The following is a 17944-nucleotide window of genomic DNA, read 5'->3' as shown; positions in this document are numbered from 1 at the left end:
TTCCTCCTGCTCGGAACTGCCCGGAGTCGGTCCCGCTCCGGTTGCTCATTCCAAGTCAAGCCGCTTTTCCGGCCGGCCTCCATGGTCGAGACGCTCGACCGGCTAAGCGAGCGTCTAGGGTGGACGCCTCACAGATCTCGATCGGAAATGAGACCGCTCTGCATGGCCAGTCCCGCCAGGCGTACGCGTTTCTGGTTCTGTGGCAGATCTTCCACGCCGAATTTGGCGAACAGTGCGCGCAGGTGGGTCTTGATCGCATCGACGCTGAGGAACAATTCCTCCGCAATCTGCTGATTGGATGCGGGGGTGGCGAAACCCGCGCCATGTTTGTACGGGCGGCACAGCGCGATCAGCACCGACCGCTGCGTCTCGGTGAGCGATCGGGCGGTGGGCATCGAGCCGGTCGAGGTGCGCGTGATGTCGTCGGGTATGCCACCGAAATCGTGAAAGGAGACGCGCGAGGTGCCGACTCGGATGACGTCTCCCGCCATCAGCCTGCGCCTGCCGACCAGCCGGTCGCCGTTCACGAAAGTGCCGTTGCGCGAGAGTCCGTCGTCGACGATGGTCCAGTGCGCGCCGAGATACTCGACAGCCGCGTGCAGACGGGAGACCTCCGCGTCCCAGCTCAGAGCGAGATCGGCATGCGGGGAACGGCCGATCGTGACCCGTCCGTGCTCGGGCGTGAGGGTGAACTCCTGCTGGCGACCCGTGTCATCGGTGAACCGCAAGAATGATCCGACGAATCCTGTCACTGCGCCGATACCTCGCCTCTCCATACCGCCAGCGACCGTCGCACGTTTCCATGGTGCCGCGTTCCGTTACCGCGAGCAAGATCGATCGTCCGCCGTCATGGGCCACCGTGTCATCCCGTCGTGCAGCTATATCAAAGCCCTATCACGAACAAGACCGCCGCCCCGACGTCGCACGATTCGCCGGGACAGCGGCCGAAAAAAAATACAACTATCCCTTCGCGGCCTTGTTGTACGCGTCGGTGATGTCGGCGGAGATGCGGCCCCGCGCAGACACCTTGTGTCCATTACGGCGCGCCCACTCGCGAATTGCGGCGCTTTGTTCCCGATCGATGGAGACCCGGCTCTTCGGCGTACCCGCCGCCGCCGCGGCGGCCTTGACCCTGCGCCGGCCACTCACCCGACGCGCATTCGAAACCCACTCTTCCAGACCGTCGCGCAGCTTTGACGCATTTGCCGACGACAGGTCGATCTCGTACGACACACCGTCGATCGCAAACTCGATGGTCTCGTCTGCGATGGACTCACCGTCGACATCGTCGATCAGGCTAACGGTGACCTTCTTTGCCATGAGATGAACGTCCTCTCGAAATCGTGCGACCCGCATACTAGGCCGATTACCCGAGGCAAGAATACCTCGAATTCCGGAAATTCCAAGACGGAGCCGCTGCTTTGCAATCCAGTGGTCAGCGAGTGACCGGACGCACAATTGGGAACAGTATCGTTTCTCGGATTCCCAATCCCGTCAGCGCCATCAACAACCGATCGATTCCCATACCGGTTCCGGTGGTCGGCGGCATGCCGTGCTCCATCGCGGCGAGGAAGTCTTCGTCCAGCACCATCGCCTCGTCGTCACCCTGCGCGGCAAGCCGAGCCTGATCCACGAACCGCTCGCGCTGGATCACCGGATCGACCAACTCCGAATAGCCCGTGGCCAACTCGAAGCCACGAACATAGAGATCCCACTTCTCGGTGACGCCTGCTTCGCTACGATGCTGCCTGGTCAGCGGCGAAGTCTCCACTGGAAAGTTGCGCACGAAAGTCGGCGCGTACAGCTTGTCGCCATACTGGTGCTCCCACAGTTCCTCGACAAGTTTCCCGTGGCCGTAGCCCTTGTCCTCCGGAATTTCCAGACCGACCCGATCAGCGAGTGCCAGTAATTCGACAACCGAAGTATCCGGAGTGACGGCGACACCCAGTGCATCCGACAGGGAGGGATACATCTCGACGGTCGCCCACTCCCCCCGCAGATCGTATTCGGTTCCGTCGGCGAGGGTCACCACCTGCGTTCCGAACACCTCCTGCGCCACTTCCTGCACCAATTCCCGGATCATCGTCGCCGAGTCGTCATAGGTGCCGTATGCCTGGTAGGTCTCCAGCATCGCGAACTCAGGAGAATGCGTGGAGTCCGCGCCCTCGTTGCGGAAGTTACGGTTGATCTCGAAGACCCGCTCCAAGCCGCCGACCACGCAGCGCTTCAAGAACAGCTCGGGCGCGATGCGCAGGTAGAGGTCCATATCGAGCGAGTTGGAATGAGTAACGAACGGCCTGGCCGCTGCTCCGCCGTGCAGCGTCTGCAGCATCGGCGTCTCCACCTCTAGGAATTCTCTTCGCTCCAGCGCATTGCGCAGCGCACGCACCACAGCGATTCGAGTGCGCGCCATTTCCCTGGCCTCAGGGCGGACGATCAGATCGACGTAGCGCTGCCTGACCCGCGACTCCTCGTTCATCTCCTTGTGCGCCACCGGCAGCGGCCGCAGTGCCTTTGCCGCCATGAACCAGGAATCGGCCATAACGCTCAACTCCCCGGTCCGCGAGGAGATCACCTCGCCCCGCAGGAAAACGAAGTCACCGAGGTCGACATCTGCCTTCCAGGCGGCAAGAGAGTCCGCGCCGACACCGTTCAGGCTGATCATCGCCTGCAGCTTGGTGCCATCACCCTCCTGCAAGGTCGCAAAACACAACTTGCCGGTATTGCGCATGAATATGACGCGTCCGGCGACACCCACCTGCTGCCCGGTGGCGGTGTCCGCGGCCAGGTCGGGATATGCGGTCCGAATTTCGGCGAGGGTATGCGTGCGTGGCACGACCACCGGATAGGCCTCACCACCGGCCGCGAGCAGCCGCTCCCGCTTCTCGCGGCGAATCCGTATCTGCTCCGGGGCGTCGTCGGCGTCTAGCGCCACGGCAGGCCGCGAACCCGACGTGGATCCGCGGGAGGATGCAGAGTTGGGGGTGCTCACATCGAACAACCCTAGCGTGCACCAAAAACCGTTTTGCGCGCCGCCCGACCTCTGCACAGGAGTAACGCACCGGTATCGGTTGCACGACGAACTACGGGCCGGCCCCGGGTACGGTCGACACCCGAAATAGCCGGAGCGCATCGATCGGTGCCCAAAAACAACTGGGCGCCCGGCTAATTCGAGATGGAAGTGACCGAGTGCTTTACAGCGAGGCCAGCGCGTCGGCCTCGCGGACGAAGTGCGGTGCACGCACGGCGACGTTCAGCAGCCCCGCCGCCTTCAATGCCTGATAGCCCCCGACCAGGTCGGTTGCCCGGTGCAGTCCGAGCTGTTGTAGGGCGGCGGCGGCCAGGCTGGAGGTATAGCCCTCGGAGCAGACGACGATCCACTCCACGTCGTGGTCCGCGGCCAAGGCAAGCCGGGCGGAACTGGAGGGATCGAGCCGCCATTCCAGGACATTGCGCTCGATCACCAAGGCGCCGGGTAAGGTGCCCTCGCGCCCGCGCTGCGCCTGCGGACGGATGTCCACCAGAATGGCGCCCCTGTCGAGGGCTCGCGGCAATTCGAAGGCGTAGATACGGGTCAGCTGGGCCCGTGCGTTCTCCAGCATCTGGTCGACGGTCAAACGGGTCATCACATATCACCTTCGGGCTGGTCGGTGAGAACGGTTCGGGTGCGCCGCAGAGTTCCGTGCCCGGTGACCTCGTAATAGGACATGGCGGTGAGCGGCGGGGAATAGGCGTGGACGCTCAGCGTCGGATCGAGCGGGCCCGCGGATTCGGCGGCGGCCGCGGCCGTTGGCGCGCGCATAACGTCGTGCACCCAGCCGATCGGGAACGACGCCTGATCACCCGCCGTGAGTGTGCGCTGACGCAATTCCGTCCCATTCCAGCGGTATTCGGAGAGTGCGCCGCTGAGCACGGTCAGCGCGCCGAGCGATCCGGCGTGGTCGTGCAGTTCGGTCGACTTGCCCGGCGTCCAGCTGATCAGCCAGACATCGACTTCGTCGTCGGTGAGCAATCTCGTCGCCCACCGCTCGTCGGCCGGCCAAATACCACTCGCGGGAAGCAGATGGTCGAAGCGTCCGGCCAGCACATCTTCCGCACCTTCGTCGGTGAGCCGCAGCAAATCAGCTGGACGCAGCCGAGTCGGCAGTGCGGGCGCCACCGAGCGTTCCACTGGTGGGGTGGACGAGAAACCGTCACGTGCAGAAGAAAGGGAAAGAACAGAAGAACGCATGAGCGAATCTCCAGGAGCTGGTATCGGTCGAGGGCAAGTACTCAGCCTCGATCGGTCGAGGCAATGTCAGCCTCGACAACACTCCTGGGTGCTCACGCGGAAATACACGAATGCGAGTTTAACAGAACACGGCGCAGTACGGGCAAGCACCCGGGATGCGACAAATCCGACACCGCGCATATCAGACACTTCCCTTGCGGCGCTGGTTCCGTTCGTATACGAGCCGAAGGCCGGTCAGCGTGAGATGCGGATCATGGTCCTCGATCGTCTCGGATTCCGGGACGATCAGTGGGGCGGTCGCGCCGGTCGCCACCACGGCGACGTCGTCGCCGGCGAAGGCATCGAACTCGTCGCGAATCCGATCGATCAGCCCGTCCACCAGTCCGGCGAAACCGAATACCGCACCGGACTGCATGCATTCCATGCTGTTCTTCCCCAGCACCGAACGCGGCCTTGCCAACTCGGCACGGCGCAGTGCGCTGCGTTCCACCAGCGCCTCGGTGGAAATTTCCACACCGGGTGCGATGACCCCGCCGAGAAACTCGCCTTTCTTCGACACCAGGTCCACACAGATCGCCGTGCCGAAATCGACGACGATCGCGGGCGAGGAGTAACGCTGGTAGGCGGCGAGGCAGTTCACGATGCGGTCCGCACCGACCTCTTTCGGATTGTCCACCAGCAGCGGAATACCCGTGCGCACACCGGGTTCCACCAGCACGTGTGGAACGTGTCCCCAATACTGGCTGAGCATGCCGCGTAATTCGCGCAGCACGGGCGGCACCGTCGAGAGCGCGGAAACGCCGATCACCTCGTCCAACTGCGCGCCGACCAGCCCACGCACCTGCATGGCGAATTCGTCGGCGGTCAGCAGTGGATTGGTGTGGATCCGCCAGTGCCGCACCAATTTCGAATGCGCGCCGCTGCCCGAGAACAGACCGAGCTCGATACTGGTGTTGCGGACGTCGATGGTCAGCAGCATTCCCGCGCCGTCCGCCGTCAGACGAAGGACAGGGAGCGCGGCGAGGTCAGCCCCGAGCCCTCCGGCGCGTGCGCCGGGTCCGAACCCAGTTCGACCCGGCGGTTGCGCTCGTCTACGAACACGACTTTCGGGTCGTATTCCGCGAGCTCCTGCTCGTTCATCTGACCGTATGCGATCAGGATAACCAGGTCGCCAGGGTGAACCAGATGGGCTGCTGCCCCGTTGATCCCGATCACGCCGGAACCACGCTCACCCGCGATGACGTAGGTCTCCAGACGGGCGCCGTTGTCGATGTCGACGATGCATACCTGCTCGCCCTCCAACAGATCGGCGGCGTCGAGCAGGTCCTGGTCCACGGTGACCGAGCCGACGTAATGCAGGTCGGCGTGCGTCACGGTAGCGCGGTGGATCTTCGACTTCATCATGGTGCGCAGCATTGCGTCGCCCTTTCTAATTCACGGGTGGGAGCAGGGCGGGGTCGGACACCGCCGGAGCAGGCTGGGGCGTATCCGCGGAACGCGAACTGGAGACGTTGGGATGGCCGTCGATCGGGGCGCCGAGGGTGACGGCAATGTTATCGATAAGCCGGGTGGCTCCGACCCTCGCCGCGATCAGCAACCTGGCGTTGCCGGTGGCCGGTGCGGGGCCGAGAGCGGCCGAGCGCAGCACCAGGTAGTCGAGGTCCACGCCGGTAGCGGCATCGAGCACCTGGCGTGCGGCGGCGAGCACCGCGTCCGCGCCGAGACCACCCGCGTGCTTGCCTGCCGACAGCGCCGCGGAAAGCGCGAGCGCCGATTCCCGCTGTACCGCGTCGAGATAGCGATTGCGCGAGGACAGGGCAAGGCCGTCCGGCTCGCGCACGGTGGCCACCGGGGTGATCTTCACGTCGAAGTTCAGGTCACGGACCATCTGCCGGATCAGCGTGAGCTGCTGATAGTCCTTTTCACCGAAGAACGCCTCGGTCGGACGCGCTATCTGCAGCAGCTTGGCAACCACGGTCAGCATGCCCGCGAAATGGGTCGGGCGGCTCGCGCCCTCCAGTTCGGCGCCGATCGGACCGGGGTGCACCGCGGTGCGCGGGCCGTCCGGGTACATGTCGGACACCCTCGGCGCGAACACCAGCTCGACGCCCTCCGCGCGCAGTAGCTCGATGTCGGCGTCCAGAGTGCGCGGATACTGGTCCAAGTCCTCGTTCGCGCCGAACTGTAACGGGTTCACGAAGATCGAGACAACAACGACCTGGTTGGTCCGCTTGGCCAGCCGCACGATCTCCAGATGGCCTTCGTGCAGCGCACCCATGGTCGGCACCAGCGCGACGGTGCGGCCGACGCCGCGCAGGGCGCTGGACACAGCGGTGAGCACGGCGGGATCGTGGTGCACGGTCAGTTCACCCGGCCGGTAGGCGCCACGCAATTTCGGGTCGAACATCAGCGTCCTTCCAGCAGCTCGATAACGGCGGGGGTGGCGCCCGCCCGTTCCGCGGTGCGCAGCGACAGCGCTCGATAACCTGCGGCGATACGGGTGTCGACGGACGCCAGTGCGGCCAGGTGCGCGGCCACCGCGTCGGCGTCGCCGCGGGCCACCGGACCGGTCAGCGCGGCCTGGCCGCGGCGCAGCGCGTTGTCCAGCGCCGCCGAGGCCAGTGGGGCGAGAAGGCGCTCGGCAAGGCCGTTCGGCTGGTCGTCGACGATCTGCTGGCCGAGCAAGCCGGGGCCGTCGAGCGCTACGCGCAGCGCCGCCAGCGCGTCGACAATCACCGTGACCAGGTGATTGCTGCCATGCGCTAGCGCGGCGTGGTACAGGGTGCGGTTCTCCTCCGCCACGCGCACCGGCTCGCCGCCCATCTCGATCACCAGTGACTGCGCGATGGCGTAGCCCACCTCGTCGGCGGCAGTGACGCCGAAACAGGCGTTGCCCAGACGGGTCACGTCTTCGTCGTGACCGGTGAAGGTCATCGCTGGATGGATCGCCAGTGGAAGTGCGCCGATCTCGGCAAGCGGGGCGAGCACACCGACTCCGTTCGCACCGGAGGTGTGCGCGACGATAGTGCCGGGTCGAACGACCCCTGTCTCGGCCAGGCCGCGGACGAGACCGGCCAGCTCGGAGTCGGGAACGGCGAGCAGCAGCAGCTCGCTGCGGGTGGCCACCTCTTCGATCGGCAGGATCTCCGAGTCGGGTAGCCGGGTCTGCGCGCGGCGCACCGAGGCATCGGAAATCGCGGCGACGCCGAACACCACATGCCCGACGCGCTCGAGTGCCGCTCCCAGTGCCGAACCCACGCGTCCCGCCGAGACGATTCCCACCGTGAGGCGTGCGGGCGCGGGGTCACCGCTTGCGACTGCTTGCAGGTCGCTCGAAATGGGACCGCTTGCGACTGCTTGCAGGTCGCTCGAAATGGGACCGCTTGCGACTGCTTGCAGGTCGCTCGAAACGAAGTCGCCCGAATTCGCGTTGTCGGAATTCCCTCTTCTCGAGGTCAACGTTGTCCTCTCGATGTCGTTCCAGTCCCGCCACGCGGGTACCGGACGGTACGTCACGAGAATATCGCTACGCGGTTCGGCGATGCCACGGGGTGACTCCGTGATTTAGGACGCAGTGGTGGTGCTCCGACCGGGGCCGGTCAGTCCCGTTCACGCTCTTCGGACTGCAGGTTGGCCATGATCTCCGCGACCGAGAGCCGGCGCGAGGGTGTGTCGTCGGACTCGGCCCTGCGGCGTCTGCGCACGCTCGATGTGCCGGTCGTGGGCTCCCGGGTCGGCCACGGCTCGAGGTCATGGCGCGGGGCGGCCTCAGGGCGAGGCGGGGCGGCGCGCTTCGCCGGCTGCGTCGGGGGCTCCTCGGCGGGCTCCTCGGTGAAGGCGTCGGTCCACCCGCGCGGCTCGGTGTACCGGTTGTCATCGACGGCGCCCTCGGTGCTCTCGTCGTCGTCCTCGACGGAGACGATCGCGGTCTCGGCGGTGACCGGCTCGTCGAAGGGGCTGGCGAACACCGGCGGCTCGGGATGGTCTGGAACGAAGACCGGCGTTACGGTGCCATGCGGTTGCTGGTCTGCGAAGACCGACCACATTCCGGCATTCGCGGAGCTATTGTTCGCCGATTCCGCGCTCGAGCTGGTCAGCTCCTGAATTCGGGTCGAGTCGGCGCGCAGCGCCGGGCGATCCATCGGCAGATCGCCGTCGAACAACCGCTGCAGGCTCTGGCGGAGCACGGTGAGCTCCGCGCGCAGTGCCGCTAGTTCGGCCGCGTCGGCGCCGACCTCCTCGCGCACCCGCGCCTCGAGGCCGAGCTCGTATTCGCGCCGCGCGGTGACCTCCCGCTCCAGCTGCAACTCGTAGACCGTTTGCAGATCGCGGACCTTGGCCTTATCGATCGTCGCTTCCTTGCGGTACTTCGTCGCGGCCAGCGCGCCGATCGCCGCCGCCCAGAGCGCGGCGACCAAACCTACCCGTACGAACTGCAGGCTATCGCTGAAAACCAGGAAAACACTGGCAACCAGACCGAGCAGAATCAAGACACCGATGAACAATTTTCCCGCCTCTTCCCGCCGTCGACGGGAAGTGCTGCTCCGGGAGGGTGAAACCATGTCAGCCAGGGTAGCTTGAACAGCGAGCCGCGCCCAGAATCCGGTTCAGTGATTCCATCAACAAAATTAGCTACGTAGTAGCTGGATCGTCAGTGGGATCCTCAGGAGCGCGGCAGCAGTACTCCAGCCAGAGGGCCGCAGCAACCAAAGCCACCCCCGCCAGCATCCCGACGATCGCACCGGGGCTGTCGGCAGCGGCGGCGCGCAGCGTGCCACGCTGGGGGAACACCCAGCACAGGAAGCCGAGCCAGACGCCTGCGGCGATCGAACCTACCTGCACCGACGCCTTGGCCAACGCGACGGCGCGGGCCGCGGTGATCGGATGCAGCTGGTGGCGGCCATCCCCGACCTCATCATCGTTGACCCTTGCCCGGATCACGAACGCGAGCACAGCCTCGATGGCGGCCACCGGATAGAGCGAGGCGCCCGCGTAGGTCGAGATCGGCGGGAAATTGTCGTAGGCCATCCTGGTGGCGATCCACGCGACGATCGCGGCGATGAGCACGTTCGCCATGAGGTCCAGGACACGGGTCGGCTTCAGTTTCACGACGCCGCACCCGTCATGGACAACTCGGTGCGGCGCACTCCTGCGCGCTCGGCCGGATCGAGCCGGTCCAGCAGCTCCGCCACCGGATGTGGCGCGCCATCGACCTCGAGCACCGCGTCCGGCGCCACGTCCAGCCACGGGACGAGTACGAAGGCGCGGCAGTGTGCCCGAGGGTGCGGCAGGACCAATTTCGGATCGGCGCTGCGGCAGGCGACCGGCTCGCCGTCGCGCAGCTCGGCGCACCAGACCACGTCGACGTCGAGGGTCCGCGCGCCCCAGCGCACGTCGCGGACCCGGCCGGCGGCTTGCTCCAGCTCTTGACCGCGGCACAGCCAGTCCGCACACCCGAATGCCGGATCATCCGCCAGCACAACGGCGTTGAGGAAGTCATCCTGCGCGACCCCGCCCCAGGGCGGGGTCGAATACACCGCGGAGACAGCGAGCACCCGATCCCCGAACCCGTCGAGGACACTGCGCAGATGCGCGAGCCGGTCGCCAAGATTCGAACCGATCGACAGCACGGCGCGGCTCACCGGAACGCCTCCACGACACTCGGCACTGTGAGCGGGCCTGCGGTGTCTGGACTGAGTAGCGGAGGGAGCGCAGCGACTGGAGCGACGAAGGAAGACACCGTCACCGAGGGCCCGCGCACTGCCGGTGCGGAAGACGGGCGATCGGACATAGTCGTCGGGAAGGCCGGGCCGCGGTGTCGGTCGCTCATTCGGCGAGCTCCCCGCGGTGACGCGAGGTGACGACCCGGACGTCGGCGAAGGTATGCGGAATCGGTGCGGACGGCTTGTGTACCACTACCTCGACCGAGCTGATCCGAGGATCGGTCATCACATCATCGGCGATCTCCGACACCACGGTCTCGATGAGGTTGCGCGGCGGGCCCTGGATGATCCGCACGGCACGCTCGGCCAGCGCGCCGTAATCCACGGTGGCCATCAGGTCGTCGGAGGCCGCGGCAACGGCGAAATCCACCCACACGGTCAGATCTACCAGGAACTCCTGGCCGTCGCGGCGCTCGTGGTCGAATACCCCGTGATGCCCATACGCGCGCAGGCCCCTCAGCTCGATCCGATCGGCGCCGCGCCGGATCGGCGAATCCAGCGGCGACGCACCGTTTTCGGCGTGGACCGGCGACCTGCTCATCGGTGAGCTCCTTGCGCACTCGGTCGGATGGTGTCATGCCCGGAGGAACTGCGCCGGGCGGCGTTCTGCCATGCGGCGGTGACGGCGATAGCGTCCAGCGAGGCGCGTACGTCGTGGACGCGCACTCCCCACGCACCGTGCAGTGCGGCCAGCGCCGAGACGGTCGCGGTAGCCGTTTCCCGTCCGTCCGGCGGACGCGGCCCCGCGTCGTCGGCGAGCAGCGCGCCGAGGAAGCGCTTGCGCGAGGCGCCGATCAAGATCGGCAGCCCGTGCGCGACGAGTTCGGGCAACGCGCCGAGCAAAGCCCAGTTGTGCTCGGCGTTCTTCGCGAAGCCGAGGCCGGGGTCGAGGATCAGCCGGGCCGGGTCGACGCCCGCGGCGACGGCCGAGTCCACCTGGGCTGTCAGCTCGACCAGCACCTCAGCGACAACGTCGTCGTAGTGGTCGGCGGGACCCGAGTGCCGATAGTCGGCGCCCGGCCGCCAGTGCATGAGAATCCACGGGACGCCCGCGGACGCCACCACCTTCACCATGTCGGGGTCCGCACGGCCACCGGAGACGTCGTTCACCACCGCGACCCCGGCGTCGATCGCCGTCTCCGCCACCGCGGCACGCATGGTGTCCACGCTGGTCGGCACGCCCGCCGCGACGAGTCCGCGAATCACCGGCGTCACCCGCGCGGCTTCGGCAGCCGGGTCGACCCGCACGGCGCCCGGCCTGGTCGACTCGCCGCCGACATCGATGATGTCCGCGCCCGCCGCGTACAGCTCCACACCGTGCGCGATAGCCAGTTCCGGATCAAGGTATCTGCCGCCATCGGAGAACGAATCGCTGGTGACGTTCACCACGCCCATCACCACGCAGGACCGGCCGCCACGCGCCCCGACGCTCCTGAGTCCGGCCACCTCGGCCGCGCTCACGGCGTCTGATCGCGCGCTCTCCGCACGGTCAGCGCGCGGGTCCTGGTTGACGGCGGTTTCTCTCGTCGCTCCAGTCGCTGCGCGCCCTCCGCTCCTGAGTCCAGACACCGCCGGCCGCTCACTTCCGCAGGATGAGATCGAGCGCCTCGGCCCGCGAGGCGGCGTTGGACTGGAGCAGCCCACGCACTGCGGAGGTGGTGGTGCTCGCACCCGGCTTGCGGATGCCACGCATTGCCATGCACAGGTGCTCGGCCTCGACCACAACGATCGCACCGCGCGGATCCAGTTTGCGCATCAGCGCATCGGCGATCTGGCTGGTCAGGCGCTCCTGCACCTGGGGACGCTTGGCGTACAGATCGACCAGCCTGGCCAGCTTGGACAAACCGGTGACCCGGCCGTGCGGGCCGGGGATGTAGCCGACGTGGGCGACGCCGTGGAACGACACCAGGTGATGTTCGCAGGTGGAGTACATCGGAATGTCGCGGACCAGCACCAGCTCTTGGTGCCCCTCGTCGAAAGTGGTGTTGAGCACCGAGTCCGGCTCGACGTAGAGCCCGGCGAACATTTCCCGATACGCACGCGCGACGCGGGACGGCGTCTCGAGCAAACCGGGCCGCTCCGGGTCTTCGCCGACGGCGATCAGCAACTCCCGGATCGCGGCTTCGGCCCGGGCCTGATCGAACGACCTACCGGTTTCCAGTGCGACGATCTCCGGCTCGGTCACGCTGATGTCGGCACCGTTGCGTTCAGCGCCATCCGACTGGGCGAGGGTGTGGCCACCGCCGTGATTGTTGGCCGACAATCGAGGACACCTCCAAAATCTCGGGTGCCGACAGTAACTCGGCACCCCGATAGTCGAGCCTAATCGTCACTGCCGCGGCGCGAGCGACGGGCCCGGAGGCGGCAGCCTGCATAACCACGAAGGGCCCCGGGAGCGCCGCCCATCAGACAGAGCGGCGCGAGCGACGGGCCCGGAGGCGGCAGCCTGCATAACCACGAAGGGATTCGCGAACCGCCGCAACAGACTCAGTGCCGACCGTTCGGTCCATCCCATTCGCCGTTATCGCCCTCGCCGTTCGGGTTTGCGCGGCCAGGTTCGTCATAGCCGGGGTGGGAGTGGTCGCCGTACCCACCACGCTCGTAGCCGTCCTCTGGTCCGCCCTGCGGACTCCACGGTTGATATCCGTGCCGCGGCTGCTGCCCGTCACCCCAGCCGCCGGGCTGCCCCTGCTGCTGCGGTTCGTCCCGCGGCGGCCAGCCAGGGGCCGACCAGCCCGCCGGCGCACCGTAGTCCGGCCGCGAACCGTGCGTGCCTTGGCGCGGGTAAGCCGACGGGGGCGCCTGTGGTGCCGGATATCCCGGGCCATGCGGCGTCGGACGGTCGTACTGCGGCGGCACGCCGTAGCCGCTCTCGTGCGACGGATAACCGTTGGCGGGTTGCGGCTCACGCTGCGCGGCGGCGGTCAACGGCTTCGCGACCGGCTCCGGCGGCCATGACTCGCCGCGCTCGGCGGCCAGCTCGCCCGGAGTCTTCACCGGCGGCTTGTCCGAGGGGACCCGGGCGCCGAAGTCGTTGAACGCGGTGATCCGCGGGCGCTTCTGCACCGACGCCAGGATCTGCTCCAGATCTTTGCGGTGCAGGGTTTCTCGCTCCAGCAGCGCGGTGGCCAATACGTCGAGCACGTCGCGGTACTCGTTGAGAATGGCCCACGCCTCGGTGTGCGCGGCCTCGATCAGGTTGCGCACCTCCTCGTCGATGGCGCCCGCAACCTCGTGCGAGTAGTCCGAGCCCATGCCCATCGAGCGGCCGAGGAACGGATCGCCCTGCTCCTGGCCGTAGCGGACCGCGCCGAGACGGGCGCTCATGCCGTACTCGGTGACCATCGCACGGGAAATCTTGGTGGCCTGGTCGATGTCGGAGGAGGCCCCGGTGGTCGGCTCGTGGAACACCAGTTCCTCAGCCGCGCGGCCACCCATCGCCATAACCAGGCGGGCGATCATCTCCGAGCGGGTCATCAAGCCCTTGTCGTCCTCGGGCACCGTCATGGCGTGGCCGCCAGTGCGGCCGCGGGCCAGGATGGTGACTTTGTAGACGGGCTCGATGTCCGGCATCGCCCAGGCGGCCAGGGTGTGGCCGCCCTCGTGGTAGGCGGTGATCTTCTTCTCGTGCTCGCTGATGATCCGGCTCTTGCGGCGTGGTCCGCCGATCACGCGGTCCACCGATTCCTCGAGCTGCTCGCCGGTGATCACCGCACCGTGCTCGCGGGCCGTGAGCAGAGCAGCCTCGTTGATCACGTTGGCCAGGTCGGCGCCGGACATGCCGACGGTGCGCTTGGCCAGACCGTCCAGGTCTGCGTCGGGCGAGATCGGCTTGCCCTGCGAGTGCACACGCAGGATGGCGCGACGGCCCGCCAGGTCGGGGTTGCTGACCGGGATCTGCCGGTCGAACCGGCCGGGGCGCAGCAGCGCGGGGTCGAGGATGTCGGGGCGGTTGGTCGCAGCGATCAGGATGACGCCGGTGCGGTCGCCGAAGCCGTCCATCTCGACGAGCAACTGGTTGAGGGTCTGCTCACGCTCGTCGTGACCGCCGCCGAGCCCGGCGCCGCGCTGACGGCCGACCGCGTCGATCTCGTCGACGAAGATGATGCAGGGACTGTTCTGCTTGGCCTGCTCGAACAAATCGCGCACGCGGGAGGCGCCGACACCGACGAACATCTCCACGAAGTCCGAACCGGAGATGGTGAAGAACGGCACACCCGCCTCACCGGCAACGGCGCGAGCCAGCAGGGTTTTGCCGGTACCCGGCGGCCCGTAGAGCAGGACGCCCTTGGGGATCTTGGCGCCGAGCGCCTGGTAGCGGACCGGATTCTGCAGGAAGTCCTTGATTTCGTAGAGCTCCTCGACCGCCTCGTCCGCGCCGGCTACGTCGGCGAACGTGGTCTTGGGCATGTCCTTGGACAGCTGTTTGGCCTTGGATTTGCCGAAGCCCATCATGCCGCCGCGGCCGCCGCCCTGCATGCGGGCCATCACGAAGACGAAAAGGCCGAGCAGGATCACCATCGGCAGCACGAACAGCAGAATCTGGGTGAGCCAGCTCTCCTGCTTGACCACCGTGTTGTAGCTGGCGCCGGAGTTCTTCACGGCGTCGAAGATCTGCGCGGAGGTCTCGCTGCCGCCCGGATACTTCGCGATGAGTTTGGCTTGACCGCCGGTGGCGTCATTGCCGTTCTTCAGTTCGATGCGCAGCTGCTGCTCGCGATCGTCGATCTGAACGTTCTGAACGTTGCTCTTGTCGTTCAGCTGGTTGAGGGCAACCGATGTATCAACGCTCTTCCAGCCGCGCGTGTCGTTGCCGAAGTAGCTGAACGCATAGATCACGAGCAAGATGCCCGAGACTATGGCCAGGGTGCGAAACACAGTCTTGCGGTTCATAGAGCGTCGGCCGGGGCGGCCAGTCCTTTCCGGTGTCTCCGGTGCTTGCGATGCGTCTGGGGCGTCCAGTTCCGCGGGGTTCGGATGCGGACATGCCACGTTACCGCGTACGGTCTAGTCGATACATCGCACAGTTCGGCTGCAGGTGCAGTCAAAGAGGTAAACGGCCGGGGAACGACGGTGGTTCCCGATGTCTCCGATCCACTTATTCCAAGTGGCAACAATCATGGCATGTTCGGCCTATCGTGGGCGACAGCACAACATCGCGGCGCGAGCGACGGGCACGGAGGCGGTAGCTTGCGTAACCACGAAGGGCCCCGGGAGCGCCGCATATCAGACACAGCGGCGCGAGCGACAGGCACGGAGGCGGTAGCTTGCGTAACCACGAAGGGCCCCGGGAGCGCCGCATATCAGACACAGCGGCGCGAGCGACAGACACCGAGGCGGTAGCTCGCGTAAATCACGAAGGCCCCGTGAGCGCCGCAAATACGACACGAGCGCAGGGGGTATGGACATAGTCGAGCTACGGACACCCACAGCGATAGTGCGTCACGGTCGCGGAAGGTTGATCGTTCTGCGGCCAGGGTCCGAAGGCGAGCGCGTACTCGACGTTCCGGTCTCGGATCTGCTCAAGGTCCGGCTGAACCGGCGGGCTGACGACGCGGTCGTCATCGAGATCTATCTGCGTTACCCGACGCCCGTGCTGACCGGCGTGCCCGCGGATCGCACGCCGCTGCCGGTATTGATCGCCGAGCACGACGTCCCCGCGGCCGCCGAGATCATCGACCGGATCAACACCCAGATCCTGGCCACCCAGCGCATCGACGTGGCGGCACCCGATCTGCACCCGCCCGCCCCCACCTGGGGCAGGAACGGTCCCACCCGAGCGGACGTGGACCGGGCGACCTTCAAGATGACGCCACGCCGCGAGGCCAAGTCGGCGATAGCGGCTCTGCATCGTTACGTGACGCCAGACGAGTATGTACTGGAGACGGCCGTGGCCGTCGCGCACCCGCCTGCGGGCAACGGCCCTGGCCTGCTTGCGGCAACAACGGGACGGCTGCTGTTCATCGCGATCGGCGACGACGCGCGCTACGCCCATGAGCTGCCCATCCCGGCCGTCGTGTGGGCACGCACCACCGACGCCCCTCCGCTCGGATCCGGCGAGGTCGGCACGGCGCGCGGCGCAGCGGGCATAGACGTGCACGACGGCAACCTGACACTGCACTTCACGGGCACCGACCGCGCCGACGCCGAGCGGGTCACCTGCGCGGTGAACTTCGCGGTACGCCGCGATTCCGCCGACGGCGCCGGCGGCCCTGCGGATCCTGGTGTGGCCCAGTTGTATTCGGAGTGGGAGCTGCTCGTCGAGCGGCACTCCCTCGGCATGGTCGACGACGCGCAGTTCCAGCGCTACGGTCGGGGCATCCTGCGCTCACTCCCGGATGGGAACTGAGTTCAGCGCGACCCGCCGCCACGGGCTGGTCGGACGCAGCCACAGCCGTAGCAGCTCTTTGCGGCGGTCGACGCCGCCGTTCTTCAGCTCGGCCAGGTCCTCGCAGGCCTGCCAATAGGTCCAGCCGGTCAGGTAGGCGTCGCCGAACTGACGCCAGTTGCGGTACTTGCTCTGCGCCAGCGGCAGCGCGCGCGCCAGATAATCCCAGGCCATGTCGGCTTCGATGTAGCCGGCGGTGTAGGCCATCCTGGCCACCGCGACCACCCTTGCCAGATCCCAGGCGTGGATGTCACTGGGCAGCGGCCTGGCCAGATGATCCGTGAAACCGATCTTGATCGCTTGCGACCAGATGTCGTAGTCGCGGACCAGCGCCTCGGGATTGTCCATCCCACGGAACGCGCCTACCTGCCGTAGGAACGCCCGGTGCCGGTCGGCTCGCTCGCCGAAACGGTCGCGCTCGCTCGCGTTGATCGAGGCGGTCACGAGCGGATGAACCAGGGCGTAGAGCGGGGCGTGCATGCCGTCCAGCAACTGCTCCATCGAGGCCTGCGCCTCCGTTCCGTCGGTGATGCCCCAGGCGCCGGTGAGCGTGTCGATGGCCAGCTCGCGCCGATCGCCGAGCGGATGCTCGCGTTCCGGTCCGAGCAGCAGCGCGTCGTGGAAGGCGTCCCAGCGGGCCGAGTAGAAGGCGCCGAGGGCCAGCGCCCGCAGCTCGTCATCGGAGACCGTGGCGCCGGACCAATGGTCCTCCTCCCGCTCGTCGAGCTCCGCGTACGGGAATGTCGTCAAGGTGGGTACACCGCGCGAAGGCATTCCTCGATTGTTCCTTATCCAGCTCGGCGAAAACTGAGTATTCACGGATGGTTCCGTGTCGTCCGTCTCCCGCCCAGCGCCGACTGGGCGAACCGAATCTCACATCAGCGGATTCTTTGCGCTGCCGCATGTCGTGCTCTGGAGCTAGTGTTCTCGCATGTGTAGAAACATCACCGTCCTTCGTGGCCTGGAACCTGCCGCAACCGACCAGGAAATCTATGCCGCCGCACTGCAGTACGTGCGCAAGGTCGGTGGTGTGTCCGGCCTGAGCTCGACCACCAAACCGGCCGTCGACAAGGCGGTCGCGGCCATCGCGGCGGCGACCACCACCTTGCTCGCGGAACTCCCCGACCGCCGGGTCGCGCCGACCACCGAACCACCGCTGCGCCGCATCGCCGCACGCGAACCCGCCGCCGGAGAGTAACGAGCCGACCGGTTCAAGGCAGCGCGTCGGTGCTGTAGGAGTCAACGCAGGCCAACGCGACCTCCAGCGGAAGACTGCGCGCGCCCGATCAGCCCCACCATGGCCGTTTCATCCACGCCGGCCCGAGAGGCAATCTCCACATCGCGCGATACCCGGCGACCCGCCGACCGCCCGCGGGCCCGCGCTCGGCGACCATGCCCGCGGCTACCGCCTCGGTTGAGCGCCGCGCGCAGAACGCGCTCGCGCTCCTCCTCTGAAACAAACCAGATGACAAACTGGGCCAAGAAAGTCTGTTCGGGTTGTGCCACGATCGTAATGCAGTGATCTGATTCACAGCAGTGCAACCTCAGTGGGAGAACAGCAGTGGCCAACACCGAACCGGCGTCCGGCGCCACCAAGAAAGC

Annotated in this window: 19 protein-coding genes; 2 read left to right on the top strand and 17 right to left on the bottom strand. The window is 66.8% G+C overall.

All coding sequences use genetic code 11. The annotated features are described in order from the left end of the window. Positions 1-128 precede the first annotated feature (128 nt). From AB0H00_RS07870 to ftsH, 16 genes are all read right to left on the bottom strand, one after another. The gene (locus AB0H00_RS07870; RefSeq protein ID WP_357262620.1) at positions 129-776 is read right to left on the bottom strand and encodes an FHA domain-containing protein; all 648 of its coding nucleotides are present in this window, start codon (positions 774-776) and stop codon (positions 129-131) included. A gap of 184 nt (positions 777-960) precedes the next feature. After that, on the bottom strand, positions 961-1320 hold the full coding sequence (locus AB0H00_RS07865) for an Lsr2 family protein (protein ID WP_327111883.1): 360 nt from the start codon (positions 1318-1320) through the stop codon (positions 961-963). A 115-nt stretch (positions 1321-1435) separates the two neighbouring features. After that, positions 1436-2935, bottom strand: a complete 1500-nt coding sequence (gene lysS, locus AB0H00_RS07860; RefSeq protein WP_357262617.1) for a lysine--tRNA ligase — start codon at positions 2933-2935, stop codon at positions 1436-1438. A gap of 259 nt (positions 2936-3194) precedes the next feature. Beyond that, positions 3195-3617 carry a rhodanese-like domain-containing protein gene (locus AB0H00_RS07855; protein WP_357263427.1) on the bottom strand — a complete coding sequence of 141 codons (423 nt, stop codon included), beginning with the start codon at positions 3615-3617 and terminating at the stop codon, positions 3195-3197. Positions 3618-3625: 8 nt separating this feature from the next. Continuing rightward, positions 3626-4231, bottom strand: a complete 606-nt coding sequence (locus tag AB0H00_RS07850; protein ID WP_357262614.1) for a cysteine dioxygenase family protein — start codon at positions 4229-4231, stop codon at positions 3626-3628. A gap of 181 nt (positions 4232-4412) precedes the next feature. Then, positions 4413-5210, bottom strand: coding sequence for a type III pantothenate kinase (locus AB0H00_RS07845; RefSeq protein ID WP_357262611.1), 798 nt, complete (start codon positions 5208-5210; stop codon positions 4413-4415). A 17-nt stretch (positions 5211-5227) separates the two neighbouring features. Further along, a complete protein-coding gene (gene panD, locus AB0H00_RS07840; RefSeq protein WP_327111877.1) occupies positions 5228-5647 on the bottom strand; it encodes an aspartate 1-decarboxylase in 420 nt (139 codons plus the stop codon). Positions 5648-5660: 13 nt separating this feature from the next. Next, positions 5661-6638 (bottom strand): pantoate--beta-alanine ligase, encoded by a 978-nt coding sequence (gene panC / locus AB0H00_RS07835; RefSeq protein WP_357262608.1) that lies wholly within the window; start codon positions 6636-6638, stop codon positions 5661-5663. Then, positions 6638-7558: a DUF2520 domain-containing protein gene (locus AB0H00_RS07830; protein ID WP_357263424.1), complete on the bottom strand. Its 921-nt coding sequence runs from the start codon at positions 7556-7558 to the stop codon at positions 6638-6640. Before AB0H00_RS07830 ends, panC begins: the two co-directional genes overlap by 1 nt. A 272-nt stretch (positions 7559-7830) precedes the next feature. Next, the gene (locus tag AB0H00_RS07825) at positions 7831-8793 is read right to left on the bottom strand and encodes a DUF6779 domain-containing protein (RefSeq protein WP_357262605.1); all 963 of its coding nucleotides are present in this window, start codon (positions 8791-8793) and stop codon (positions 7831-7833) included. A gap of 70 nt (positions 8794-8863) precedes the next feature. Further along, positions 8864-9334 carry a DUF3180 domain-containing protein gene (locus AB0H00_RS07820; protein WP_357263421.1) on the bottom strand — a complete coding sequence of 157 codons (471 nt, stop codon included), beginning with the start codon at positions 9332-9334 and terminating at the stop codon, positions 8864-8866. 2 nt (positions 9335-9336) lie between these two features. Then, positions 9337-9873 carry a 2-amino-4-hydroxy-6-hydroxymethyldihydropteridine diphosphokinase gene (gene folK / locus AB0H00_RS07815; protein WP_357262602.1) on the bottom strand — a complete coding sequence of 179 codons (537 nt, stop codon included), beginning with the start codon at positions 9871-9873 and terminating at the stop codon, positions 9337-9339. A 184-nt stretch (positions 9874-10057) separates the two neighbouring features. Further along, positions 10058-10495, bottom strand: coding sequence for a dihydroneopterin aldolase (gene folB, locus AB0H00_RS07810; RefSeq protein WP_357262599.1), 438 nt, complete (start codon positions 10493-10495; stop codon positions 10058-10060). Then, positions 10492-11349 (bottom strand): dihydropteroate synthase, encoded by an 858-nt coding sequence (folP, locus tag AB0H00_RS07805; RefSeq protein WP_357263419.1) that lies wholly within the window; start codon positions 11347-11349, stop codon positions 10492-10494. Before folP ends, folB begins: the two co-directional genes overlap by 4 nt. 184 nt (positions 11350-11533) lie before the next feature. Next, positions 11534-12145 (bottom strand): GTP cyclohydrolase I FolE, encoded by a 612-nt coding sequence (gene folE, locus AB0H00_RS07800; protein WP_327121514.1) that lies wholly within the window; start codon positions 12143-12145, stop codon positions 11534-11536. Positions 12146-12441: 296 nt separating this feature from the next. Further along, positions 12442-14847: an ATP-dependent zinc metalloprotease FtsH gene (gene ftsH / locus AB0H00_RS07795; RefSeq protein WP_357262596.1), complete on the bottom strand. Its 2406-nt coding sequence runs from the start codon at positions 14845-14847 to the stop codon at positions 12442-12444. Positions 14848-15412: 565 nt separating this feature from the next. On the opposite strand from ftsH, the gene AB0H00_RS07790 reads away from it, so the two are divergent. After that, entirely contained in the window at positions 15413-16303 is an 891-nt protein-coding gene (locus AB0H00_RS07790; RefSeq protein ID WP_357262593.1) for a hypothetical protein, read from the top strand. Here AB0H00_RS07790 and AB0H00_RS07785 read toward each other — a convergent pair. After that, positions 16283-17116, bottom strand: coding sequence for a DUF1266 domain-containing protein (locus AB0H00_RS07785; RefSeq protein WP_357262590.1), 834 nt, complete (start codon positions 17114-17116; stop codon positions 16283-16285). The two genes, AB0H00_RS07790 and AB0H00_RS07785, sit on opposite strands and share 21 nt — an antisense overlap. A gap of 157 nt (positions 17117-17273) precedes the next feature. Here AB0H00_RS07785 and AB0H00_RS07780 point away from each other — a divergent pair, with 157 nt between their 5' ends. Then, on the top strand, positions 17274-17540 hold the full coding sequence (locus AB0H00_RS07780) for a DUF2277 domain-containing protein (protein ID WP_357262587.1): 267 nt from the start codon (positions 17274-17276) through the stop codon (positions 17538-17540). Positions 17541-17944 lie beyond the last annotated feature (404 nt).

The sequence above is a fragment of the Nocardia sp. NPDC023852 genome (assembly GCF_040639505.1).
GTDB lineage: Bacteria > Actinomycetota > Actinomycetes > Mycobacteriales > Mycobacteriaceae > Nocardia.
Note: the sequence above shows the minus strand (reverse complement) of the source record. Positions and strands in the feature narration are given on the sequence as shown.